Consider the following 22,866-nt stretch of genomic DNA (forward strand, 5'->3'; position numbering starts at 1 on the left):
CATTTTCCTACCAATGAAGGGGGTTTTCTTATCGTTCGCTACGCCAACTTTCATTATGCCCAAGATTTGAATCTGTCGCTACTTGCACATCATATAACATTTCACTAAAGAAGCGTTTATCTACTTCTTTTGGTACAATGCGTCTTTCATCATCAATCTCATCGTATTCATATGAACCACGATTCACTGTACCTGCTTTATAAAATTGAATGTCAAATACACATACATCTTCTTCATCTTCATAACCAATCGGTGCTCCGCTAAATGACAATTGCACGCCTAATCCGGTACGAGTATCTTCTTTGTAAAATGTATAATATACACCGCCATCTTGAACAGACCCACGGATCCATCCAAGCTTCGTCATCTTACCGAATAACGAACGACCATTTAGTAAAATACCGCCAAATCTCTCAATAGCACTCTCATCATTCTCTTCTACTACAAACACTGGACGCTCAATTTGTAGGAACGGCTGAACAATTCCCGCACTTTCTAATTGCTCTTTCCATAATTTCTTCTCCGCCTCAGGCAATTCTAACGGATGAACGAAACCAATAACAGTGCCAGATGAAAGTTCATAACTCTTCCCGTCAATTGTACAGAACACGCCACCTTCTGCATAACGGAATGCCTTCAGCAACTTCCCCTCCTTATACTCACCCCAAATGAGTGAAATAGAAAATTGCTTCATAATTGGATTATCCATAAATACAGACTTCCATGCATTATGTGACCAATAACGCTTTAATGAAAGTGCCGTTTCCAATCGTTGTTTTTGCATGGAAAGAGTATTTCGGAGTTCCTTCTTTAAAGAGGCTAATTCTTTTTTAGCCTCTTCAGCCTTTTCTACATCATCTTTTGCATTCGGCTTTGGAAGTGACTTCATACGTTTTCCTTCTTCTGTCTCTAATTCAATTTTTGACTCTGTAGTTAAAATGGCAGTAAAATTTCGATTCCCGAAATCCATTATTTTTTCACCATGTATAGTAAAGCCAAGGTCCGGCACCAATTGATCTTCCAGCTCTTCCTCTGTTATACCACGTGTTTTCGCAGCAAGACTTAGCGCTTCTTTTGCTGCATTACGTACTTGCTTATGTTTATATTTAAATGCTATTGCATGAATAGACATAAGTGCAAGCTTAGATGAAGACAAACCTAAAGCACGAACGGCATCCGCTGCTATCTTTCCTCTCATTTGAAGCACCCATTCATCAATTTGCTTTATAAGTATGTCGACCATTTTGTCGTCACTATACATTCCGTATAACGAAAGAATTCCACGTTTCTTCACATCTGCGTCTTGAGAAATCCATATTTGATATATTGTTTGCACATATTCTTTTAAGTCCTCTTCATTTAAAGCTCTACCAATTACTTCTGCTGTTTCTTTCTTCTCAATAACAGCATCTGAAATATACTGTTGTAAATAGGCTAACGGAATTGCAGCATCAGCAATTTCATCAGAGTCACGTAAACGGATTTGTGGCTCATCCCCAATCAATTGCAGAAGTGAATTTCTTGTTTGTTCAGTTAAAATACGTGCACATAGTTCTTCTATCTTTTCTTCCTCCGTTTGAAATAAAAACGAGAATTTTCCTGTGAAAGATTCATTTTTACTTTCTTGCAAAGCTTCCTGTACAAGTTTCGTATATTTTTCAAGCTTATACTCTATAAGTATTTTCATCACATTTTCACGAACAATTTTCTTTTTATTATGAAGTTCAACTGCTACATCTGCTGCAGCTTCTACATCTTTTGAAAGCAGTTTAACTACAGACTCACGCATTTTTTTAGATGAATCTCCTAAGCTTTTAATTAAAATTGGACGCATTTTAATCATGTTATCCTTTGCTAACTCTTCTAAAATATATGCTTTGGCCACAGCAGAATACTCATCAAATCGTTCAATGATGTACGCTTGTTCTTTTACAATTACACAAACAAGCGCTTCCTTCGCCTTATTTCGCTCTTCACTGTAGCATGCAGCTTCTTCAACTGCATAAGCGATAAGCTTTTCCTTACTTAATCCATACGAAAGCAGATCTTCTAATACTTGTTTCGGTTCTACTCCTCTGACAGAACATTCGTAAAGAAGTTCGTATAAATTAACACTATCTTCATTTCCAAACTGTAGTGTAAGTACAGCTTCCCTCTTCGCTACATCATCTATATCCCAAAGAAGCGCAACCTCTAACACCGGCATACCCCAATACATACTTCTATATTTCGGATTTTTAAGTATTTGCTCCATATCCTCAAGTGACAATTTCCCTAGTAAATAATCACGATATGTATCCCGCACTGTAGACAATTTTATTTGCAAAGCAGCAACAAAAAATTCTTCTCGCATTTTCCCTATATTTAGCTCATATCCTTTTTCAGCTAACGTGCGTGCGATGATGAGATAATTCATTTTACTTACATATTGCAAAGTACATTGAATAAATTCAGGATCTTCCTCCAACATAAAGCATAGCAATTCATATTCATACGTCTTACAAAAATCCTCACTATTTAAATCATGTTGCCTTAGACGATGCGCAAAAAATCTTTCCTTAGAAATCCAAAACTGTGTACAAAAACTTTGAATTTCTTCATATGTTTCTCTATTTACACTACCAGTTTTTTTGTAGTTTTGAGACTGACCGAGAGTGTGACACATATAACGTGTTGCATAGTTTATAAAACCCCAAACATTTTTCTTCGCCAATATTTCAATATATCGCCTCGCAACATTCGAATATTTATGAACACAAAATAATAGCCGCCAAATATGTTCCGGTAAATTCCCACCTATAAATACTTCACTATCATCTATACCTTTTAAATACCGTTTAACTGCTTCAACCTTTTCCTTTTCCCCTAGCAGTTTCAATATAAATTCTGTATGTTCTTCTAACCTCTCATTCAATAAAGAACTATATGTACGAAACTTTTCATAATCTACATCAAACATTACAAGAAGTAATGTTACTTGCTGGTTAGTTGGTAAAGTATGTAATTGTCCCTCTATATAGTTCGGATTCTCTCTTGTTAACTCTCTAAGAAAAACATCTGCTTCATTCACATAACTTGAAATACTGGATAAATATTTGCATGCGATTGTTACAAGTTTGTCCAAAGGAAATGCACTTTTTTCTAAATAAATCTTCATTTTAGAAAAACTGACATGCGCAAAACGGACTACAAGAATATTTAATAATTGCTCCTCGAGTATATGGTAAAATAATCGAAAAAAATCCGGATCTTGTTTATGCACTTTCCTAAAATCGTTTATAAATCGCTCCGCAAAATCGCTTCTTTTTTGATCACGAATTGTCGTTAGTTGAATATCTTTTAAAATCTCTTCTTCTTTTGTCTGTAAATATCGTTGTGATAATTGTTTCTGTTCTTCTGTCATATTAATATATTGAAACAACTCAGATGTACTAGTAGTCAAACTTTGTACCCCCCGCATCTTTTTATCTATTATAAAAATACCCTTATTTAATGGTAGTATAGCATAAATCTCACAAAAACGAACATACATTCTATGTTAAGTTAATGTAAATTAAAATACACTACTCAAAATACATTTCCTTCTCTCTAAACTTCCCATTACGCACTTCTCCCCACTAAAATCCTTTAATTTTTCACTACACCAATTCCTCAAAATCCCCTTCACATAAGCTAACGTTTTCTTATTATTTTCAAACGCAATTTTAAGTACCTCTAACACTTTCTCTCCAAAAAGTCTTTGTATCCAATTCTTCAATTCCTTCACAATATATGGGGATAAACTACTAATATTTTGTTCATAAAACTTATAAACTTCACTATTTGGAACGTCCTCTTCTATAGTTTCCACCTCTATCTCTTCCGCTTCTTCTTTCTCTTCAATAACTACTTGTGAACTACTATTATCCTCTTCTTTTGGCATACCAAAATGCTGCAATAATAATGGAATCTTGTATTCTTCTTCAAGGCATTTACGTAAAAATATATGTATGAACTCATTACTTTTTATAGTCTTTAACTCACGTAATACGCACTTCTCCACATTCGTATTTGAAATAGGGTTATATTGTAACCAATTTATTATGAATACCTCTTTCGTTTCCGTATCATATAAAATCTTTCCATACTCAACAAACCTGTTTAGCAACTTCTCAACAGTCTCCATACTATAACCTGTTTCAAGCTCTGCCACACGCTTCGGTAATATGTAAATACCACATTGCTTTGTTTTCGTACCAGTTAACAAATATATGTAAAAATAACGCTCCTCTGGCGTTAAATCTAATATGAATTCATCTTGCCAAAAGTTCACCTGCACATTACGGTATACCGCCATATGTTTCCCTCCACTCTTTGCTAGTAAATAGGAAAATTTTAATCCTTCATTATAAAGATAGGCATACGGGAATGGTTTTGGCATTCGAATTACAATTTTTTTACTACTACAACGCCGGTTTCATTTTTTCGCGCTTGTTTTGTTCTTGTAGTTGTTTTTGTTTTTGTTTTTTCTTAGTGATTTATTACTTGGTAGGGGCTTATGAGGGGCTTGGAAGGGCATTCTACATTACAATCTATCAAATACAATTTGTTCTTCCTACTAAATAGGAGCTATTCCAAATTATTATTTTGGATAGCTCCTTTCAAACTCTTCTTATTTTTTACTTCTACCAATGTCAGCTTCTACATACAATTTCTTCTGCTATTTGCGGGCAGTAACACTCTCATTTCAAAATTCGGTGAATAAACTGCTCGATTGCAATGCGAGTGACCCTCACTGATTAAAGTTTCATTTTATTTTTGCATTGAATCTAACATCTTCACAATAAAGGCAGCTGCCTGACCACGAGTTGCTGTGCCTCGAGGATCAAACTCATTATTTCCAATACCATTAACTACCTTTAGACTGTATAATCGTTGAACCGATTCTTTGTATGTTATTAAATGCTTATCTGTAAATGGTAATGCTACTAACTCACCTGTAATTCCTTTATATCGTAATGCTTTGTCAATCATAATAGATACTTCTTCACGAGTAATTGGTGAGTTAGGATCAAAAATCCCTTCACCACGACCATTAATAATTCCTGCACTTGCACAACGTTTAATACCGTCATGAAGTGATGGATGTGCCTCATTAATATCTACAAATGACTTATTTCCCTCTGGTAGTTTAAGAGCATTCGAGATTAATTTCGCAAACTCCGCTCTCGTTACATTTCGATATGGCGCAAATACACCATTACCTTCGCCTTGCATAATACCTAGACTGTTTAATTTACGAATATGCCCTTCAAACCAGCCACCTGTAATATCATCTTTTGGTTTTTGTACTTCTTCCTTTGGTACATTGTAGTTAATTTTAATCCAACTTGGGTCATAGAAAATCCATTCTCCATTACCTACTTTATACCAACCATTTTTAACCGCTAATACTTTGTAACGATCTCCGTTTGAAGCTTTACGTACAACACGATGTTCAATACCCGCATCACTACGTACATTGATGCCACTACCATTTACCACTAGTTCCATGCTAGGTTCAGCTGGATTATTTTCATTTGGATTAAATGAGTCATTTTTATCTTGTAAAGGCGTATCAATCTGCGCATTTATATTTGCATACCACTGAATTCCTTGTACGAAACCAGCCCAATTACCACGTGAAATTAAAATGTCAGGACATTTTTTCCCGCTCCATTGTTGATGCTTGTAAATATGATCTGCACCAATTCCTTCTTTGTTCATTAAATAACCTGCAAGTCGTTTTGCATTTTCTAACGCTTTATTGTAATCACCGTCTTGGTTAACCGCAATCTCGATACCGATAGACTCCCTGTTTCCTGAACCATCTCCATCTCCTGCATGCCAACCATTTTCGTTTGTTGGTAAGTGTTGATAAATTTGTTTATCATCTACAGTAAAATGCCATGAAGCTGTTCGGAAAGTGCCTTCAGTTGCTTGCTTGTATAAATATTTCGCATGATTTTCAGCATTAGCACCAGCGGCTGTATTTGCGGTCTCATGAATTGTAATGTAACGTGCTTTCATCGGATTTGCAGGACGAATATCAGGATTTCCTGCTGGAACAATCCATTCCACAAATGGAACTCCTGCAAGTGTTCCATATTTCTTCGTACTCTGTGCACTATATTGAATACCTCTTGGCTTTGCAACAGGTTTCATTTGACGATCAGACCCATCATTTCGACCATCTACAGATTCAAATGCCTTTTCAATGTTTGAAATAGCTTCCTTTTCTGCTACTTGTCCCTTCTTAGCATCTTGCATTTTGTTTAATTCTTCTGTTTCATCATGTTTATGCTTATATTCTTCTAAAAGCATTTTTTCATTTTCAGATACTTCTGCTTCGTTAATTTGTACATGATCAGGAACTTCCAACTTGAAATTAGAATAATTTAATCCGCTCGTTCCATGTTCTCCTTGGGCAATATTAAGTTGATCAGTTTGAGATTTGTTTATCTCTTCTGCTGATGCTGATAAAGGTACACTCCCTAAAATCACTAGACTTGTTGATAGTGCGATTACTTGTTGTTTGATTGTCTTATTCATTATTATAATAAATACATACACACTCCCACCGTGTATGTATCTCAACCTCCCTTTATTGTCACATTAATTTTTAAAAATATGAATCTACTATGTACTTCTATTATATTTTCTTTTTATTTACATATTTTAATTATTTCATTTTATACTCATTAAGAAAATATTTATATGTCATCCCTACAGATGAATTTCATCTAACATACTTTTTATAAAATTCGTCAACAAACATTATTTTACAACTAATTACAAATACCGTCAAAATAATCAATTTAAACTTAGACAAATAACTGGTATACAATTTCATAATAAGAGATCCTATACTATCGAAATACATCTATTACAAATTCCCTTTAACGTTTTCAACAATCTCATTTATCGTATTCCGATCAAACTTATCACTAATTTCATATGACTCACGATCTCCTACGAATTGCACGCCTACGATATCATTGCGATCCTTACCGTATTGCACTTCAATAATAGATCCTCGCTCTATTTGCTTCCAAATGAGACCTGCTTCATCTTTATTATCTAAAATAATGCAGTCTTCAATATTTTCGTCAATCCCAATTAACTTATTATCATCCATATATCCAATCTCGTATTGTTGCCGTTCTTTCGCTTTGCCACTTACTAATATACCTTTGCTACCATATGAGTAATCCATATAGTCCTTTTTCTCCGTTTGTACCGCTTTCGGCTTTTGTGCTTCAGTTTTTTCAGCAGCCCCACAACCTGTAATAAGACTGATTGGGATAACCACTATTAATACTAATCTAGTAAATTTCTTTATCATTTGTAACCAACCTCATATATTTAATGCAAAACTCCATTTATTACTCTATTAAAGAATAACATGATACTAAGTAAACAGAACGAAAGATAACATATTATTTACATACTCGCAATTTAATGAAGGACCAGGCCATTTAAACCTAGTCCTACATAACTTTAACTTTGCTTCACATACTTAATTGTATTAAATGACGTCTCATTAAATAATCGCAAGTTTTCCCCATCATAATCTTGAACTTTATATGCTATTTTCTTTTTTTGAATTGTATCTTCTACACCGTCTACTAAACGTTTATTGAGATGTAAATAGATTGTAAAAGCTTCCTTATCATATTCCCAAGTTCCTTCAATATAATTCTTTTTATTTGGATACTCACCTTTACCATACGTTTCAAATGTCTTATCACCTTTTAAAATGAGTGACATATTGAAACCGTCTGTTCCTTGGAATCCCCAATTACCGATTAATTCCGTACCATCTTTCACATTCTTCATAACGTTATCTGTATTAATTCCAGCTTTCTTATCTAACTCTTTCAAATCTTTCATTGATACTGTACCGTCACCGATTTTAATATCTCCTTCAAGATCTTTGAATGCCTTAAGCCAGTAAATATCTCCTTCTTTCACTAGCTTTTCAGATTTCTCTATTAACTCTTTATCAGTCTTATCACCTTTTTCTCTTTTTTCTTTTCTGGTAAATACTTCATTTATTAAAGAAAAAGACTCTCTAAAATAACTAATTGCTTTTTCAAAATCTTTTTGTTGGTTTACATACTCTGCAGGGGGATCTATCGACTCAAATTTATCTAACACTTTATTTAATTCTTTCACACTATCTACTATATCTGATTTCTTTTTCTTACCGTCAAAAACCTCTCTTGTAATATTGTTATGCTCCGCAAACAACTTATCAAACTCTACTCCTAATTTATACACTTTATTAGGATAGTCTTCCTTTGAAACTTTTTCTTTCTTACTATTAGACTTCGATTCTTTTACTTTAGACTCTTCCGTTTTCTCCTGTTTAGAAGTGTTCGTTTTCTCAGAAACTCCACAACCAAATAACAACATGACCGGAACTGCTACCCCTAGTAGTTTCTTTGCATTCATGACTGATTTCTCCTTCTACTTGAATAGATTACTCTTGCTATACCCATCCTCTTTTTTTATCTTGTAATTAAAGTTACAATCGCAATAACTCCTAGAATCGGTCCCCAATATTCCATTTTTATAAAAAATAATGAGTGCTTTTTGTTAAACATAACTTTTTCACCAGTTTCGGTATCTATATAAACTTTCCCATCTGGCTTATTAATATATTTACCTAAATACCAAGACATAACCCCTGATATAATAAACATTACCGCCATTGGCCAACTATGGTCTTGAAAATATGTAGCATCCCCCGTTATAGATCCAAAGATAGCCTTACCCAAAAGAGTATTAATAATTACAATAATTGCGACTAAAAAACCCCAACCAGACCAAATAATCATCTATTTCTCCTCCTAAAGCGTACAACTTTGTACTTTATGTTAATTTGAACTGCAAACGAAAATGTTTAAAAAACCGAATATTCAGACGTTAATAATTATATTTAGCTTACATTCGATTCTAACTTTAATGTCCTAAATGCAAATGAACCAGATATAATTTGTAAAATTGTCGGAATAAGTAAAAAGAATAATGACATAAACAACATAACTATAGGAATCACAATCATACAAACCCCATAAACTTTATTATTAACCTTGTTTACTAAACACGATAAAATGAACAATCCTATTTGAACCGTTAAAATAATAGAGTAATAAGCTAAAAGTTCGTAATCAACACCTTCCATAATATTAAACGCTACAACTATTAATATTATGGAAATAATAATTCCCAAAATGCCACCAATTAAACCTAATACGAATTCAGGTGTTCTTTTCAATTCAATCCCCCTTTTATGAACCACTAACAACTTGTATATTTTTCCCACTCACCATCATACCAAATATTCACTGGAAAAACTATACAAATGTATTTTTTATTCTACTATACTTTGCTTCTAACTATAGATAGCTTGTAGCAGTCACAAAATCAAAAGCTTCAAAATTACTAACTGGTTTTGATACCTTTAGAAAGTAGACATACCTCTTGAATACAATTAGTATTAACATATGAAATACGAAAAGCTTAAAAAGGCTTTCACATGAAGAAAGGAAGTTGCACAACTATGGATCTTAAAACAGTTATGCAAGAACTTGAAGCTCTAGGTAAGGAACGAACGAAAAAAATATACATATCTAACGGTGCGCATGAGCCAGTATTCGGAGTAGCTACAGGTGCTATGAAACCAATCGCTAAAAAAATAAAATTAAATCAAGAATTAGCTGAAGAACTTTATGCCACAGGCAACTACGATGCTATGTACTTTGCAGGTATTATTGCCGATCCAAAAGCTATGAGTGAGTCTGATTTTGATCGCTGGATAGACGGGGCATATTTTTATATGCTATCTGATTATGTAGTGGCAGTAACTTTATCGGAGTCAAATATTGCACAAGATGTTGCTGATAAATGGATTGCAAGTGGGGACGAGCTTAAAATGTCTGCCGGATGGAGTTGCTACTGTTGGCTTTTAGGAAATCGCAAAGACAATGAGTTTTCCGAAAGTAAAATTTCCGATATGCTTGAAATGGTGAAAGATACAATTCATCATTCTCCAGAACGAACAAAATCCGCTATGAATAATTTCCTAAACACCGTGGCAATTTCATATGTACCACTACATGAAAAAGCAGTCAAAACTGCAAAAGAAGTTGGTATAGTTGAAGTGAAACGTGATAATAAAAAAAGCAGTTTGCTACATGCTTCAGAGAGTATTCAGAAAGAACTTGATAGAGGAAGACTTGGTTTTAAGCGTAAATATGTAAGGTGTTAAAAAAGATTCGTATTAGGGTGTCAATCTGATAAAGATTGATCCCTTTTTCATTCAGGTTATATATCCCCTCATTTACTTTTAACTTATATTAAAAAATAATATCCTGATAACCTACTTCCATTACCTTTTCATTTAATAATCGAACTCCTACACCATTTTCTATATCCCACGTACAATTAAATGTAATTCCAACCTCTCATCCTTCCGTAATATCTGCATACGGAACAACAATACCCTCTAAACCGATCATCTCTAGTATTTGATCAGTTGTTTCAACTAATGGATAATTTTCTTGCACTCCAATATCATATCCCAATTCACATCGCCTTTGTTTGTAATAGTCTAATATAGACTGTAGTAAACTTATTTGTACCTCTTCCCAATTTTTTATTAATGATTGATACGCTACATACTGCCCTTCATCAAACATCTCATCTTCTTCACCATCTATCATCAAATCAATCTCAGTGACATTGCCTATAAAAGTTATAGGCATACGCTTACCCCAAGCATAATTATATTCAATCTCTCCAAAAACTGAATCGTTCACTCTCATTTATCCGTCACTCCTCTCGCACTTATTACTAAGGTGTCCCTGTTTATTGTTAACTCCCATCAACACTTAACATTTGAAATATTCTTTCAAAAACATATAAAACGTTGGCCAACTCTCCTTTAATTCTCCATTTAAAAGTAATGCATCTCCACCTTCAAAATTTACTGAGTAAACTTTATCAGTTACACTATCAAGGACCAATGCAGCATTTGCTGTCATTTCCGTTAAAACTAAATACTTATTAGGAAATCCATGTTCCTTTCGAGCAATCATTGTGTAATATTCTATATTATTCTCTTCATCTATAATATCAAGTAATTCATAAGGAATGTGCTCATCCCAAAAAGGTCCTGCAAACCGATAATAAAACTCTCTAAATGTATTAGACACTACTACACCTAACCTATTTATTACTTCATTCACCTGATCTTTATCCGCCCGCTTATATATGTCTTCTTCCAAAACTTCTTCTAAGCAATTTGGCAAAGCATGCATTTGTATCCCCCTTTTATAAGGTTATTCCATGTGTTTATGAAATGAATTTGCATCTCCCTGCAAACTACCTATATGGCATAGAATCAATAAATGTAACCTCTAAACCATCAAACATATTTTCTCTTTTCGCTTCATTATATTTAAAATCATAAAGAACAATAGCAAAGTTAATATCGTTCGCTAAACTATCTCCATTTACTAGCTTTTTTATTTTAGGAATAATTCGTTCACTATAAGAAAAATCACTTAAAATATGTTCAACCTCCCTTTTGTTATTCTCATAAAAACAAATTTCAATATTATCTTCATCATAATAACCGAATTCAAAGCTCGTCCCAAACTTTGAATGAACTGAATCACCATCTATCGTGTAATCTATATCGACATACTCCTCAAGATTTTGGAGTGATTTAGAAATTCCAAACCAAACTGAAGCCATTCCACTATATTCCACTTTTCCACGCCCCTCTAGCCGGTCTATAATTCATATAAACATTCTTCACTTTACTATTTTTGTAATCTCAAACTAGAAATCAACTCATTTAAACTGTTCGAAATCCTCGAATTCGTTCTTTCCACTTACATTATTTAAAACAACTAGTGAACCATTTCCTTTTATCCCTATAGGAATCTTATCTAGTCCCTTAATAACTCGTGATTAAGTCTTCATCCTCATATCTAGGGTCTTTCTCCACTTTACCATCTTTTGTTTTGATGACTTTTAGTCTACCTAACCACTCTGCTCCGTTATATGTCTCTTCACTTACCCATACATTATGCTTTTTACCGTCTACCTCAACTACTAATGTTGGGTGTGTAAATATGAATTCCTCCTCTACATGCCTACCTACAATTTCTGCATGTAATGATGTACCTTCTTCAACTAGTTTACTATTCTGATACCCTTCGATAATAGATAATCCAATAAATACAAAGAATATCAGTCCAAATACGGTCACTTTCTTCTTTGTACTCCATTTATTCTTTGCTTTCAATTCCTTTTGTCTTGCTTCTCTTTCTTCGCGTTCATCCAAACTCTCATTTAAAGCGTCTTCCCATGCCTTAATTTCTGCTTCGATTTCCGCTTCGACTCTTGCTAATTTTTCTAGTTGTTCATCGGTTGCTACCATCTCATATGAGTTCTCTTCAACTAAACGAATTTCAATACCCGTTTTTCTTATTTCTTTTAAGTCTTCTTCTGTACCATTTAACTCTCGAATGACTTCTCCTTGTTTGTTAACGAGTTTAGCGTGAATGTTTTTTTCTCCTTCTTCTTAAACATCTGAGCTCCTCCTTTATTTGTTTCCTATCATAGATAACCCTATTGCAATTAAGAGAAAGAAAACGATAATAAGGAAAGCCTTCCCTTTGCTTACTTGTGTTGTACAACCTTCCAAGACCGCCCATATAAGAATTGGGAAAAGAAGAATTCCTAGGAGAATATCAACCAACTTGTTGCTACTCTTCTTTAGTGGTTTTTCTTCTACTATCGGTTTTATCTGGACAGCTTCTTTTCTTATTTGTTTCGGCTTCTTTTTCTTGCGTCTATGATTCACCCAACATACCCCTTTTAGAATAACTTTTTACAACTATAAAAATACCGGAATATCCCCTTTTCATTTCCAATTATTCATATAAGCTCTCAATTTCCATACACCAAAAAGAACCTTTTCCCATACACTTATCATCAATTTTTTCTAATTTTTCTTTCAACCAACTTATTGTACACTCTGGTATATTATTATCGATAAAGGCATCCTCACCATTTATCTCTACTGCCCTATCGATCATTTTTGAATATACTAATAAACATGCTGCAAATTGATGTATAGAAGAATTCATAAACACTTCTTTATACGCATCACTATTATTTAGAAATACTATATTTTCTTGTTTTTCAATTATACAAATTGGATCTCCAGAACTTGTTGTTCCTAAATACAAATATTTTCGAAACTCTTCTGGCATATGAAATACATTTATAATAGACCTTACGAAAGACTGAGATGAAGTAAATTCTAAATATGGTGGCGGTGTTTCCGGTAAGCCTCCTATAGCCAAAAATCGTTTCACTTCAGCTGAAAAGTTTTTGTTTATTAATTCTTTTTCAGGAAATGTAATGAGTGGGCCATCTTTATTAACATCCCATTTCTCTCGAAAATCCTCTGGTAGTATCATTTTTTCACCTTCTTGATGTATTTATAACTTTTTACATTTAGTTGAGCTACTAGTTGTTTTTTTATTTTCTCCCATAAAACATCTATTAAAGCTTTCCGTTATAATAAAAATCACTCCTTAACAGAGTGTCATAGAATGATTCATCACATATATCGTTTTCTTATACGACTACATGTCCATAAAAATACTTTTTACCAATCTTCCATTCTTTCTTTGTTAAAACATCGATATATGACATCAACTCTCTATTTTTTTCATTTGTTATTATCGTATCGTATTGAATAGGACATTTGATTCCACTCCAAATTGATAAAACGGAAGGTATAGTAACAACATTATAAGTAGTTCTATCTCTTAAAGAACTCATAACTTCCGAAACTAACTCCTTTGCCAAATCTCCAGGAAAAGATAGTCTATTACGATAATAGTATTCTTGCGTATCGTTATTTTCGATAAATTTAGAATAAGCTTCATTAAATTCTTCTAACGATACTTCATAATACTCGTCCTCCATTCCAAGCATCCATGAAAGTTCATTTCTTATAGCTTTTTCAACAAAGGTATCTTCCCACTCTTCTAGTAATGCTAAAAGATATGGTACTACATGATATGAAAGAGTTTCACCAGCACTTACTACAAAATTATGAACTCCATCCTCTGAAGCACTTGAAAGGAATTTCAAATTATTCGTTTCTAATAAATCATCGTGAGTAGCTACTGAACAAAATAGTCTAGTACATAAATGTAAAACAAGCTCATTTCGAGTACTATTCATAAGTTCAATTAGTAACCCCTTTACGGAGAAATCACCTAACTTTAACAATTCGTTAATTAAAATAAAGGATTCTGTCTCTGTTGCACTACCCCTTAAGTTAGACTTAAGAGTTTCTATTGTATGATTAGAAACTTTTCCATACCAAATATCTTTTTTTAGATCCTCTAATTCCATCATTCTCCCTCCTTTTATTGCTGCTTACATTTATACGAACCATTTTATATGGATAATATTATTAATTATGTAACTTATTTAAAAAATCCGTAAAATCATTAGCCACAAAAAATATATTTTCTCTCGCTACTTCCTCTGCTTCCTCAGCCGTAATCCCTTCACTTTCCATCAATGTTTCCTTTTCCCATGCCCCCTCATGTTCCCAAAAGACGACAATTGGATCTTCTTCATGATTTTTATAATCAAAGCAGATTAAATTTCCTGCTGGATCAAATGCGAATGGCACCAATGTATTTGGTAAAGTAGAAATATACTGATTATATACTTTAACGATATACTCACTACTATCCACATCATAAGAAAGTAAAGTTCCAAATACCTTTGTTATCGTGCCTATTTCAAATTTATAAGGTAACACAGCCGAACCATTATTATTTGTAGCACATTCTACATAGTCACTTGGAAATATATACCCTATCTCTTTTCCCACATTGTTTATATATTCTGCTGAAACTGGCTCATCCGGTACTAGCCATGTTAAGTCTTTTCTCATTTAACTTCACCTCCTAACAAATCACATCACGTTTATCCGAAATAACTAATTGCATCATCAACCAACCATGCCAGTCGTATGTCTTCTTTCGTAATCGTTTCATTGTTATGTAAGTCTTCCCACGCAATTAAATCAATTGACGCAGTCCACAAAATGTTGTCACTGCCTTTTGATGCACCGATTCCTAATGCCCCTGTGACAGCTGCTATTTCAATTACATTTTCTGAGAATCTATTTTCAAATCTACTTATTTCACTTGATTTACTCAATTTCGAATACATTCCTTTCATCACCCACAGGCATAAGTACTTTGTGAGTTTTCCTGTTTTATTATAATTGGTCATGGTAAAGCCTATATAGAATTATAGCTATAATTCTATATAGGCTTTTTTTCACCTGGAATTTTAAATTTATTTACATCATATTCTTTAATTATATATACTTTTATAGCTTCAAAATCTTTACCAAATGCAAGAGATGGATTTTTTAAGAAATATATTATTTCTTCCTCATCATAAATTCGGGCTTTAATTATTTCTTTGTCCGAGTGAAACGATAAATTGACTCCTTTGTAAAAATATTCGTAGTATCCCTCTTCATCCTGCTCACTCTTATCTTCAAAAGGAACAGATTCAATATGATATATATTCCCATTTACATTTATTGATTTCATACAGCATCACTCCCTTTTCAAAAATATTCACAAGAAATTAAATAGTCTCTGTCAATCATACCAAAAATAAGGGATTTACTTTTAGAATTTATAAAAAATATATAGGATTAAATTACAATCTTTATATTATTTTTCATATTACTTCATTATCTCTGTACAATTGTGTAATGTGTCACAGAAGTAGACATATTGCAATGAGTCGCAGTGAAGTGGAATATCCCTTGAGAATATAAAATAAGAAGATTAATCTAGAAAGACTATCTAGTTCGATCTTCTTTTATTGAATTTTTAATTAATGCAATTTTACCCTTAAAATAATATAATCAACGGGTGGATTATTATTTACATCCTCAAAACTGGGTCTAATTTTAAAATCAAATTCATTTGTTATACTTTTCAATGAATAAAGGTTTGTTCTATCTACACTTGTACGGGGGAGCAATATATCCGAAAACGTAAAACGCATGAAGAATATGTTGCGGAACTATTAGAAAACGCGGGTATGATATGCCGCAGAGGTTTTAGAAGTTCATGGCGATAATATCGAAGTTATAGGAACATACAAAGGCGCTAGAAATACCACAGAACACAAATGTAACTCATGTAAAAATATATGGGAGGCAGCACCAACAAATATTTTAAAAGGAAAGGGAGAGAAACATTATGTCAAAGTTATTACGTGAATTATCTAAACCGGATAGTGAGGCCCTGCGTTCCGAAGCACTAGAACAGTTGAAAGTTACTTCAGGTAAAATTGTTGCTTGTGATCCTCTTATTTTTAATAAAAATCACTTCGAACAAACAATTCAGCCAGGTACATATCCAATTGTTGCTTGGTGGCATAAGGAAGATGGAGTCATTGCTGGTGCCGAATTGAAATTGTCGGAGTCAAAAGCGGTAAGATGGAAGATGGCAACAAAACCAGGACAAAATGTCAGTGAACTGGAAGACGGATATATTTTTGGTTACCCAGTTGATACAGGCTTAGGGTGCTTTGCAGATGTTGAGGCAATTGATAAGTTAGAAGAAATAGAAGATAGGTTACAACAAGAACTAGGAGAAGAATTTACTAGTTTGTATGATGATCTTATAGATGACATACTAACAGAACATAATGAAGATTGGGGAAATTGCGTGGTGTGTGAGGAAACAGGAAGTAATATTATTATATTCCGTTCAGGTTATGGAGATGGATTTTACCCTTCCTATTGGGGAATCGATGAAGCAGGAAAAATCGTTTCACTTGTTACTGATTTTCAAGTGCTGCATGAGGAAAATTGAGGACAACATCAATAATGATATAAGAATCAATATTTTTTCTTTTACAGCGTCAAATATTCCTCGTCTAATATTTGTATATAACTCGTAGAATAATCTCCTTATATACTACTGGTTCTAATAAATAGGGTTATATTCTTAAGTGAATATAACCCGTCATTAATTCTCGTTGTTTATTAACAGTTTTTTATTTAAATAATTTATTAACTCTACTGATGTAGAGTTAATAGTGCACTGTTTATCACGATAGAGGTGAACTTCAGATACTCTACGCTCCGAAATTACTTTTTCTATGATTTCCTGGCGATTATATTCTACCTGCACCGTTTCACAGTTTCCCCAATGAGTAGGAGCGGATTTTTCGTTTGATTCAAATACATCTAGAAGACGATTCAATATCTCTTCCTCGTTAAATGCTACAGTCGGATACATTGCGATTGTAAAATAATTCGGTTTCATTTTTTTGTTCTACAATATTCCCTTGTTCATCATACTTTTAAAAGTCATTTCACGTCCCGCAATACATTCAGACTCATGCTTCTTCATTCCGTTTTGAAAAAATTCAACATGGTAGCCTTCAACCGTGCTTCTATTCATATTGCTGATTCTTTTTATATTTCCATTCATATACAATTCCACATACTCTCCTTGTTTAACACCATTTTCTACATAGAAATAACATTCTATATTTCCATTCTCATAAACATCATAAGCTAAGCCAGTAAACAATTTTTCTTTACCATCATCTGCACACTCTACTATTCCTAGCCCATAAGGTCCCCCATATTCTAAACACTCTTCAAACTCAAGGCTATTCTGTATTATATACTCCTTCGTTAACACACCATTTAACATTTTCAATCCTCCTTTACAATATTAGCTAATGGTTAAGCTCTGTTTATGTAAAAGTAAGTTTTTATCGTAATACACTTCTATTTTTATTATGTAATTTCTATATACAATGAGGGGGATTTTCTAATATTTTTTTATAACGTATATATCCATCAATATATAATTTTAACTTTTAAATACATATTTTTTCTGATTTTTAAATTCACTCCTCAATCGCCTAATGAACTAACAGATCCCCTTAATTATTTTTCATTTTGCACAGTATGTATTAATTACGCACAAATAAAAAAACTACAGTCTAGTATATCACTGTAGATTCTTACATTTACTCTTCTTGATAATGCACTATATCATAGGGATAGTGTGATGTCTCTTTCAAAACTGCATTATCTTAAGTCTATTTATAGTACTTAATGCATCTTTCTTGGAAAAGGATTCTATCATCAAACAGCACTTCTTCTTGCAGAAACTTTATTATATCCTCTATTTTCGCAATGAATAATGTGAAAAAATCGCCCGAATTAGGATATGAAAATAGTCCATACCCCTTTGGTGACAGTATTTTGTTGACCTCCTGGATCTTTTCCGGTAAAAATTCATAATTAAATGCTTCTAATTTCTCGAGTTCTTCTTGTGTCGCTAATTCAATTTGGTGGGCAAATTCATAATCAAGAATAAAATTTACAATTTCTTGGTATTGCTCACCTTTATAGTCAACGTATAAAAACTGTTTCGTCGTCAATCCATATTTTAATAGGTCTTCATGTAAGTCATAACTTCCTTGCTCCTTCAAAAACGTTTCCAAATCCTTGCTATCAGGAAATATAATCTGCGCTATTTCTTGATTAGGCATATTAGCTTCCTCCCTTTTATTGAAATAATTCTCCATGCTTGTTAGGAATATATTCCGGGTAGTTTTTACGATAAAATTGATCAATCATCTGAAGCACAGAGTCCCACTCAGGGTATGGCTCACGTTCTCCAAATACCATTTTCGCTTCTGGAGTATTCATCAGAAAATTATCGAATTGAGTAGGTACTGGCAATCCTAGTTTTTTTCTTACATGGATCAAGAACAAGATTTCATAAGGATAAAATCCGAATCCAAAATCACCAAATTCACCTAGCTGTCCGATTTCAGAAGCTAATGCAGAATGATACTGAGACATTATCGAAATTAGATGTTCTATTTCTTCTAAATCACCAGTCGACCAACGTTCCAGCACTTCATCATAAATGTTTAGGTCTTCAGGGATTAAGTCACATCGCAGTTCAGCTTCCTTAAACTTATTTATCACGGCTAGATGCAATTTTTCATTCGTTCCCATGATGGTTTTATTTTTATACTGCAAGTACAGCTCTAGCAAAAACCAAATATGTCTATCCTCTTCATTGGCATCTATTAAATGTCCACCGAAGTGATGAGCCATAAAATCATATAATATATTTTCTTCTTTCTCCCATCCATACATTGCAAAATGAACTAATGTGAGGACGACTTCGCTAAACGAATATCCCAAGATCATTCTTGGATACCTTATTGTATAGAGATCCTGTCCCATGCATTGGTAAAATAAGACCTTCTGCATGTTTTTTAATCCTTCTGCATTGTTTCCACCGTTGATCAATACATCGTTTTTCCATAGTGACAAGTGATATGAAGAAATTTTGCTTAGATTTATTAATAGTATGTGATCTTTCTCTGTTTCATTTTGCTCAACAATTTTCTCAATCTTTCTTCTACTGACATTATATTTATCTTTAACATCTTCAAATTTGATTCCATCCACAAAATTTTTGCTATATCTTTTAAAAGCCATTTCTAACTTTTTTTGATTCATAACTGCATCCCTCCTATGAATACATCTATTTTCTTCTTTAACCTTTCCCCTTAATTCACTCTCACCTTCAACGAACTCATATATTTCTATACAATTTGTATTATCTATTCATTCATATAACTTATCACCAGACACACTTTTCTGTTCACTCCAAACCTCGCATTTACACAGTGCATCTCTTTCAGTAAATTAAAGCAATAGAAACTATCATTAGTTTTTCTTCTTCTCTTATTTTTTCCCACAACTGTTTGCTAAGTGAACATGTTCATTAAAAATGTTGTTGTTAATTTGTTTTTCATATTTCTTTAATTCTTCATTGATTTTACTGCCAGTTTTACTTTCAAAACTTTTCTCTAATTCTGCTGCTATATCTCTTAGACTTGTTTGTAATTCATGAAATGCCCCTATGTTTTTTTGAAGAGCATATGTATCTTCTTTTATAATGTCTATTGATTTAAACCCTACTTCTGTTTTTAACATCATACGCTGCATTTCTCTTTCAATCTGTTTTTTAGCAGCTTGTAACTCCTCAACAACCTGACTCGCTAAATCTCCTGTCACATTTTCGATTTGCTTTTCTATCTTTTTAATTTCCCCCATAAAATCCATCATATAATTATCTCCTTATCTAAACTGAAAATTCCCCGCTAATTGATTATCTTTATCCCTAAGTGAATTTGCTGCATCACTAATTTCATCCCCAAATCTACTTAAACTTTTTTGTTCTTTTCTTAAAAGATGAATTAATTCTTCTGCCATGTGTACATCGTGAAAATAGTCATTTCCACCTTCTTTCGTTTTAGCAATTCGTGAGATGGCTTCATCTATTTCGTATGCTTCTAATAGATGATATTTCCCACCTGGCCCTGTTTCATATTTTAATTGACTTTTCAACTTTTGAACCGCTTCAGCTTCTTTTCTTTGAAACTCTTCTATATTTTTTGCTATATCTGATAATCGATTACTGAGCATTTGAATTTTTTGTGCTTGTCTTATAATATCTTCAGGTTCTAATTTTAATAGGGGGCTTCCATTTGAATGAAAGGATCCCTTAAATGTATCTCTGCCGTGTCCGTCCATAGTTAAACGTGTAAAAAAATCTTCTTTTGTATCATTCTGTCTCACTGTAAATTGCTTACCAATTAGAGGTGCACCGAATTGAGTATGGTTACCAATTGGGTCATTCTCATGTGTATAATCCGTAGCTTTGTTTTCCATTTCCCCTCTATCTACTCGTTTTTTCGCTTCAGGACTTAGCAAACGATAAGGGTTTGGTGCAGCCCATGTAGTTGCATAAAAATTCCGTTCCGAAGCAACATAATCAGCTTCTGCGCCTCCTTTACTATGCCCTGTAGCATGCACATAAGTTGGCTGATATGTTTCATTTACTTTATCTACCCATTCCAATCCGGTATTAAAAGATGTTGCAAAATCTGGTTTTACTGTTTGACTATTACTTGGAGTAATTACTTTAGAATGTGTTTTAATTCCAAACGTAATTTGATCGATATCTGTTTCGAAATCTGCTAATTGCTTAGGCTCTGTTCCACGAAATGCAAATACTATAGTTTCATAGTGAGTTTTATTCTCTTTATAATCATTTTTCGGTACCACTGCAATAGCTTGTAATCCATTTTTCACTTTTTGACAATCTGCATCTATTGATTCTATAACAACCCATTTTTACCATTAACACCTTTTATTTCTACACCTTTGTGCAAAAATTTATCATCATACACTTTATCTGATAGTTCGAAGTAATCTTCATCTGTCGCAATTGAATTCTTTTTAAATTCACTCATATCTTTCAACTCATTTCATGGTATATTTTAACTATATTCAAATACAAGGGGATTTTTTATGAAGAAAAAATTAGTAATTATTTTATCCATTATTTGTATTATAGCAGGAGGATTTTTTACAATGGAATACTTAAAACATAAAGAAAAAGAAGAATTTTTTTGGAAAACACAAGAAACAAGAGTAGAAAAGTATATTCATTATAATGTTAAAGATGTTAAATCGATTACATTTATAGAACATAAAATAAGTCCAATGGGAATTCCGTCTATAGAAGGATATATAAATGATGATAAAGATCTATGGTTTGATGCTAGTATCAGTACTACAGAAAACTTCGAAGATAAATTTTCACGTTCTGGAGAACTAGGAAAACTTATAAAAGACCCTGAAAAATCTGTATCCGAAATTGAAGAGGAAGAGAAAGAAAAGAAAAAAGAATAGTCTCTGCACTATTCTTGTCTATCCCATTTTAAAAAGAATGTAATGGTAAGTTTTTTATAAGGGGCATTTCTAATGAAGAAAGTAGTTATTTTAATTGTATCTGCTTTGTTACTCATAGCAGGAGGATTTTTTACTTTGGAATACTTAAAACATAAAGAAGAAGAGGAAAAGTTTTGGAAAGTACAAGAAACAAGAGTAGCAAAATATATTCATTATAATGTTAAAGATGTAAAATCTATTACATTTACAGAACACGAAACTAGTCCTATGGGCGTTCCTCATATAAAAGGATATATAAATGATAATCAAGAATTATGGTTTGATGCCGGTCTTAATAGTAATGATAATTTCGAAAGGAAATTGGGGCGTTCTGGAGAACTTGGACAACTTATAAAACAGCCTGAAAAATCCGTATCCGAAATTGAAAAGGAAGAGAAAGAAAAGAAAAAAGAATAGTCTTTGCACTATTCTTGTCTTGTCTTCCCTATCCAATTTTAAAAAGAATGTAATAGGGGCATTTCTAATGAAGAAAGTAATTATTTTAATTGTATCTGCTTTGGTGCTCATAGCAGGAGGGTATTTTACAATGGAATACTTAAAACATAAAGAAATAGAAGAAAAGTTTTGGAAAGCACAAGAAGTACGTGTAGAAAAGTATATTCATTATAATATTAAAGATGTGAAATCTATTACATTTACAGAACGTGAAACTAGTCCTATGGGCATTCCTAGACTAAAAGGGTATATAAATAATAACCAACAATTAGATTTTGTAGCTCGTATTAGTACTACAGAAAATTTCGAAGATAAATTTGACTGCTCTGCGGAATTAGGAAAACTTATAAAAGATCCTGAAAAGTCTGTTTCCGAAATTGAAAAGGAAGAAAAGAAAAAAATCCAAGAGTAGTCTTTACGATTACTCTTTTGTTTTCCTATAAAAAATAAAACAAAAG

The 22,866-nt window shown here is 33.0% G+C and carries 23 protein-coding genes and 6 pseudogenes; 5 read left to right on the top strand and 24 right to left on the bottom strand.

The window, feature by feature from the left end:
• Nucleotides 1-28: 28 nt before the first annotated feature.
• From NST86_RS16220 to NST86_RS16250, 7 genes are all read right to left on the bottom strand, one after another.
• On the bottom strand, nt 29-3,442 hold the full coding sequence (locus tag NST86_RS16220; RefSeq protein ID WP_340934091.1) for a DUF4132 domain-containing protein: 3,414 nt from the start codon (nt 3,440-3,442) through the stop codon (nt 29-31).
• A 111-nt stretch (nt 3,443-3,553) separates the two neighbouring features.
• Entirely contained in the window at nt 3,554-4,336 is a 783-nt protein-coding gene (locus NST86_RS16225) for a DnaD domain-containing protein (RefSeq protein WP_000312101.1), read from the bottom strand.
• 455 nt (nt 4,337-4,791) lie between these two features.
• Nucleotides 4,792-6,570: an S-layer homology domain-containing protein gene (locus tag NST86_RS16230; RefSeq protein WP_002000187.1), complete on the bottom strand. Its 1,779-nt coding sequence runs from the start codon at nt 6,568-6,570 to the stop codon at nt 4,792-4,794.
• 334 nt (nt 6,571-6,904) lie between these two features.
• The gene (locus NST86_RS16235; protein WP_000591634.1) at nt 6,905-7,363 is read right to left on the bottom strand and encodes a hypothetical protein; all 459 of its coding nucleotides are present in this window, start codon (nt 7,361-7,363) and stop codon (nt 6,905-6,907) included.
• Nucleotides 7,364-7,518: 155 nt separating this feature from the next.
• Nucleotides 7,519-8,475, bottom strand: a complete 957-nt coding sequence (locus tag NST86_RS16240; protein WP_016118256.1) for a DUF3994 domain-containing protein — start codon at nt 8,473-8,475, stop codon at nt 7,519-7,521.
• Between the two features lie 56 nt (nt 8,476-8,531).
• Nucleotides 8,532-8,861 (bottom strand): hypothetical protein, encoded by a 330-nt coding sequence (locus NST86_RS16245; protein ID WP_000587855.1) that lies wholly within the window; start codon nt 8,859-8,861, stop codon nt 8,532-8,534.
• A 101-nt stretch (nt 8,862-8,962) separates the two neighbouring features.
• Nucleotides 8,963-9,301 carry a DUF4064 domain-containing protein gene (locus NST86_RS16250; protein WP_000831724.1) on the bottom strand — a complete coding sequence of 113 codons (339 nt, stop codon included), beginning with the start codon at nt 9,299-9,301 and terminating at the stop codon, nt 8,963-8,965.
• 285 nt (nt 9,302-9,586) lie between these two features.
• Here NST86_RS16250 and NST86_RS16255 point away from each other — a divergent pair, with 285 nt between their 5' ends.
• The gene (locus tag NST86_RS16255; RefSeq protein ID WP_061664364.1) at nt 9,587-10,294 is read left to right on the top strand and encodes a DNA alkylation repair protein; all 708 of its coding nucleotides are present in this window, start codon (nt 9,587-9,589) and stop codon (nt 10,292-10,294) included.
• A gap of 88 nt (nt 10,295-10,382) precedes the next feature.
• Here the strand turns inward: NST86_RS16255 and NST86_RS16260 are convergent.
• From NST86_RS16260 to NST86_RS16310, 11 genes and pseudogenes are all read right to left on the bottom strand, one after another.
• Nucleotides 10,383-10,850: pseudogene (locus NST86_RS16260) on the bottom strand (DUF6985 domain-containing protein).
• A gap of 66 nt (nt 10,851-10,916) precedes the next feature.
• Complete coding sequence (locus NST86_RS16265) at nt 10,917-11,345, bottom strand: SMI1/KNR4 family protein (RefSeq protein ID WP_061664363.1); 429 nt, start codon at nt 11,343-11,345, stop codon at nt 10,917-10,919.
• Between the two features lie 64 nt (nt 11,346-11,409).
• Nucleotides 11,410-11,799: an immunity 22 family protein gene (locus NST86_RS16270; RefSeq protein WP_061664362.1), complete on the bottom strand. Its 390-nt coding sequence runs from the start codon at nt 11,797-11,799 to the stop codon at nt 11,410-11,412.
• A gap of 53 nt (nt 11,800-11,852) precedes the next feature.
• Nucleotides 11,853-11,985, bottom strand: a pseudogene (locus NST86_RS16275) (SecY-interacting protein Syd); the annotation flags it as partial.
• 4 nt (nt 11,986-11,989) lie between these two features.
• The gene (locus NST86_RS16280; RefSeq protein ID WP_086423278.1) at nt 11,990-12,475 is read right to left on the bottom strand and encodes a hypothetical protein; all 486 of its coding nucleotides are present in this window, start codon (nt 12,473-12,475) and stop codon (nt 11,990-11,992) included.
• Nucleotides 12,476-12,640: 165 nt separating this feature from the next.
• Nucleotides 12,641-12,901 carry a hypothetical protein gene (locus NST86_RS16285; RefSeq protein WP_001016547.1) on the bottom strand — a complete coding sequence of 87 codons (261 nt, stop codon included), beginning with the start codon at nt 12,899-12,901 and terminating at the stop codon, nt 12,641-12,643.
• Nucleotides 12,902-12,971: 70 nt separating this feature from the next.
• Complete coding sequence (locus NST86_RS16290; protein ID WP_061663523.1) at nt 12,972-13,523, bottom strand: SUKH-4 family immunity protein; 552 nt, start codon at nt 13,521-13,523, stop codon at nt 12,972-12,974.
• Between the two features lie 160 nt (nt 13,524-13,683).
• Nucleotides 13,684-14,472, bottom strand: coding sequence for an Imm47 family immunity protein (imm47, locus tag NST86_RS16295; RefSeq protein ID WP_140159026.1), 789 nt, complete (start codon nt 14,470-14,472; stop codon nt 13,684-13,686).
• Between the two features lie 61 nt (nt 14,473-14,533).
• Nucleotides 14,534-15,025 (bottom strand): SMI1/KNR4 family protein, encoded by a 492-nt coding sequence (locus tag NST86_RS16300; RefSeq protein ID WP_061663525.1) that lies wholly within the window; start codon nt 15,023-15,025, stop codon nt 14,534-14,536.
• 50 nt (nt 15,026-15,075) lie between these two features.
• A pseudogene (locus tag NST86_RS16305) lies at nt 15,076-15,315 on the bottom strand (DUF7021 domain-containing protein); the annotation flags it as partial.
• An 86-nt stretch (nt 15,316-15,401) separates the two neighbouring features.
• Nucleotides 15,402-15,698, bottom strand: coding sequence for a hypothetical protein (locus NST86_RS16310; protein WP_063264064.1), 297 nt, complete (start codon nt 15,696-15,698; stop codon nt 15,402-15,404).
• A 663-nt stretch (nt 15,699-16,361) separates the two neighbouring features.
• Between NST86_RS16310 and NST86_RS16315 the strand changes: the two genes are divergently transcribed.
• Nucleotides 16,362-16,979 carry a DUF4241 domain-containing protein gene (locus NST86_RS16315; protein WP_061662905.1) on the top strand — a complete coding sequence of 206 codons (618 nt, stop codon included), beginning with the start codon at nt 16,362-16,364 and terminating at the stop codon, nt 16,977-16,979.
• Nucleotides 16,980-17,213: 234 nt separating this feature from the next.
• On the opposite strand, the pseudogene NST86_RS16320 reads toward NST86_RS16315, so the two are convergent.
• The 6 genes and pseudogenes from NST86_RS16320 to NST86_RS16345 all read right to left on the bottom strand — a co-directional run.
• A pseudogene (locus tag NST86_RS16320) lies at nt 17,214-17,435 on the bottom strand (hypothetical protein); the annotation flags it as partial.
• A pseudogene (locus NST86_RS16325) lies at nt 17,386-17,831 on the bottom strand (toxin-antitoxin system YwqK family antitoxin). The pseudogenes NST86_RS16320 and NST86_RS16325, both read right to left, overlap by 50 nt.
• 394 nt (nt 17,832-18,225) lie before the next feature.
• The gene (locus NST86_RS16330) at nt 18,226-18,681 is read right to left on the bottom strand and encodes a hypothetical protein (RefSeq protein WP_061662904.1); all 456 of its coding nucleotides are present in this window, start codon (nt 18,679-18,681) and stop codon (nt 18,226-18,228) included.
• Between the two features lie 16 nt (nt 18,682-18,697).
• Nucleotides 18,698-19,669 carry a hypothetical protein gene (locus tag NST86_RS16335; protein ID WP_061662903.1) on the bottom strand — a complete coding sequence of 324 codons (972 nt, stop codon included), beginning with the start codon at nt 19,667-19,669 and terminating at the stop codon, nt 18,698-18,700.
• Nucleotides 19,670-19,897: 228 nt separating this feature from the next.
• Nucleotides 19,898-20,281 (bottom strand): hypothetical protein, encoded by a 384-nt coding sequence (locus tag NST86_RS16340; RefSeq protein WP_061662902.1) that lies wholly within the window; start codon nt 20,279-20,281, stop codon nt 19,898-19,900.
• A gap of 12 nt (nt 20,282-20,293) precedes the next feature.
• Nucleotides 20,294-21,471: pseudogene (locus NST86_RS16345) on the bottom strand (cytoplasmic protein).
• Between the two features lie 58 nt (nt 21,472-21,529).
• Between NST86_RS16345 and NST86_RS16350 the strand changes: the two are divergent.
• The 3 genes from NST86_RS16350 to NST86_RS16360 all read left to right on the top strand — a co-directional run bounded on the left by NST86_RS16350 (nt 21,530) and on the right by NST86_RS16360 (nt 22,820).
• A complete protein-coding gene (locus NST86_RS16350) occupies nt 21,530-21,913 on the top strand; it encodes a DUF1433 domain-containing protein (RefSeq protein WP_063264065.1) in 384 nt (127 codons plus the stop codon).
• A gap of 72 nt (nt 21,914-21,985) precedes the next feature.
• A complete protein-coding gene (locus tag NST86_RS16355) occupies nt 21,986-22,369 on the top strand; it encodes a DUF1433 domain-containing protein (RefSeq protein ID WP_000758185.1) in 384 nt (127 codons plus the stop codon).
• Nucleotides 22,370-22,436: 67 nt separating this feature from the next.
• On the top strand, nt 22,437-22,820 hold the full coding sequence (locus NST86_RS16360) for a DUF1433 domain-containing protein (protein ID WP_061663077.1): 384 nt from the start codon (nt 22,437-22,439) through the stop codon (nt 22,818-22,820).
• The last annotated feature ends 46 nt before the right edge of the window (nt 22,821-22,866 follow it).

It is taken from the genome of Bacillus sp. FSL L8-0199 (genome assembly GCF_038005705.1).
GTDB lineage: Bacteria > Bacillota > Bacilli > Bacillales > Bacillaceae_G > Bacillus_A > Bacillus_A cereus.

Bases quoted from the DNA above. Each gene is read 5' to 3' on its own strand.
- NST86_RS16225 (WP_000312101.1), bottom strand. From the start codon at position 4,336: ATGGCGGTATACCGTAATGTGCAGGTGAACTTTTGGCAAGATGAATTC.
- NST86_RS16230 (WP_002000187.1), bottom strand. From the start codon at position 6,570: ATGAATAAGACAATCAAACAACAAGTAATCGCACTATCAACAAGTCTA.
- NST86_RS16235 (WP_000591634.1), bottom strand. From the start codon at position 7,363: ATGATAAAGAAATTTACTAGATTAGTATTAATAGTGGTTATCCCAATC.
- NST86_RS16240 (WP_016118256.1), bottom strand. From the start codon at position 8,475: ATGAATGCAAAGAAACTACTAGGGGTAGCAGTTCCGGTCATGTTGTTA.
- NST86_RS16245 (WP_000587855.1), bottom strand. From the start codon at position 8,861: ATGATTATTTGGTCTGGTTGGGGTTTTTTAGTCGCAATTATTGTAATT.
- NST86_RS16255 (WP_061664364.1), top strand. From the start codon at position 9,587: ATGGATCTTAAAACAGTTATGCAAGAACTTGAAGCTCTAGGTAAGGAA.
- NST86_RS16265 (WP_061664363.1), bottom strand. From the start codon at position 11,345: ATGCATGCTTTGCCAAATTGCTTAGAAGAAGTTTTGGAAGAAGACATA.
- NST86_RS16280 (WP_086423278.1), bottom strand. From the start codon at position 12,475: ATGGTAGCAACCGATGAACAACTAGAAAAATTAGCAAGAGTCGAAGCG.
- NST86_RS16290 (WP_061663523.1), bottom strand. From the start codon at position 13,523: ATGATACTACCAGAGGATTTTCGAGAGAAATGGGATGTTAATAAAGAT.
- imm47 (WP_140159026.1), bottom strand. From the start codon at position 14,472: ATGGAATTAGAGGATCTAAAAAAAGATATTTGGTATGGAAAAGTTTCT.
- NST86_RS16300 (WP_061663525.1), bottom strand. From the start codon at position 15,025: ATGAGAAAAGACTTAACATGGCTAGTACCGGATGAGCCAGTTTCAGCA.
- NST86_RS16310 (WP_063264064.1), bottom strand. From the start codon at position 15,698: ATGAAATCAATAAATGTAAATGGGAATATATATCATATTGAATCTGTT.
- NST86_RS16315 (WP_061662905.1), top strand. From the start codon at position 16,362: ATGTCAAAGTTATTACGTGAATTATCTAAACCGGATAGTGAGGCCCTG.
- NST86_RS16330 (WP_061662904.1), bottom strand. From the start codon at position 18,681: ATGCCTAATCAAGAAATAGCGCAGATTATATTTCCTGATAGCAAGGAT.
- NST86_RS16335 (WP_061662903.1), bottom strand. From the start codon at position 19,669: ATGAATCAAAAAAAGTTAGAAATGGCTTTTAAAAGATATAGCAAAAAT.
- NST86_RS16340 (WP_061662902.1), bottom strand. From the start codon at position 20,281: ATGATGGATTTTATGGGGGAAATTAAAAAGATAGAAAAGCAAATCGAA.
- NST86_RS16350 (WP_063264065.1), top strand. From the start codon at position 21,530: ATGAAGAAAAAATTAGTAATTATTTTATCCATTATTTGTATTATAGCA.
- NST86_RS16355 (WP_000758185.1), top strand. From the start codon at position 21,986: ATGAAGAAAGTAGTTATTTTAATTGTATCTGCTTTGTTACTCATAGCA.
- NST86_RS16360 (WP_061663077.1), top strand. From the start codon at position 22,437: ATGAAGAAAGTAATTATTTTAATTGTATCTGCTTTGGTGCTCATAGCA.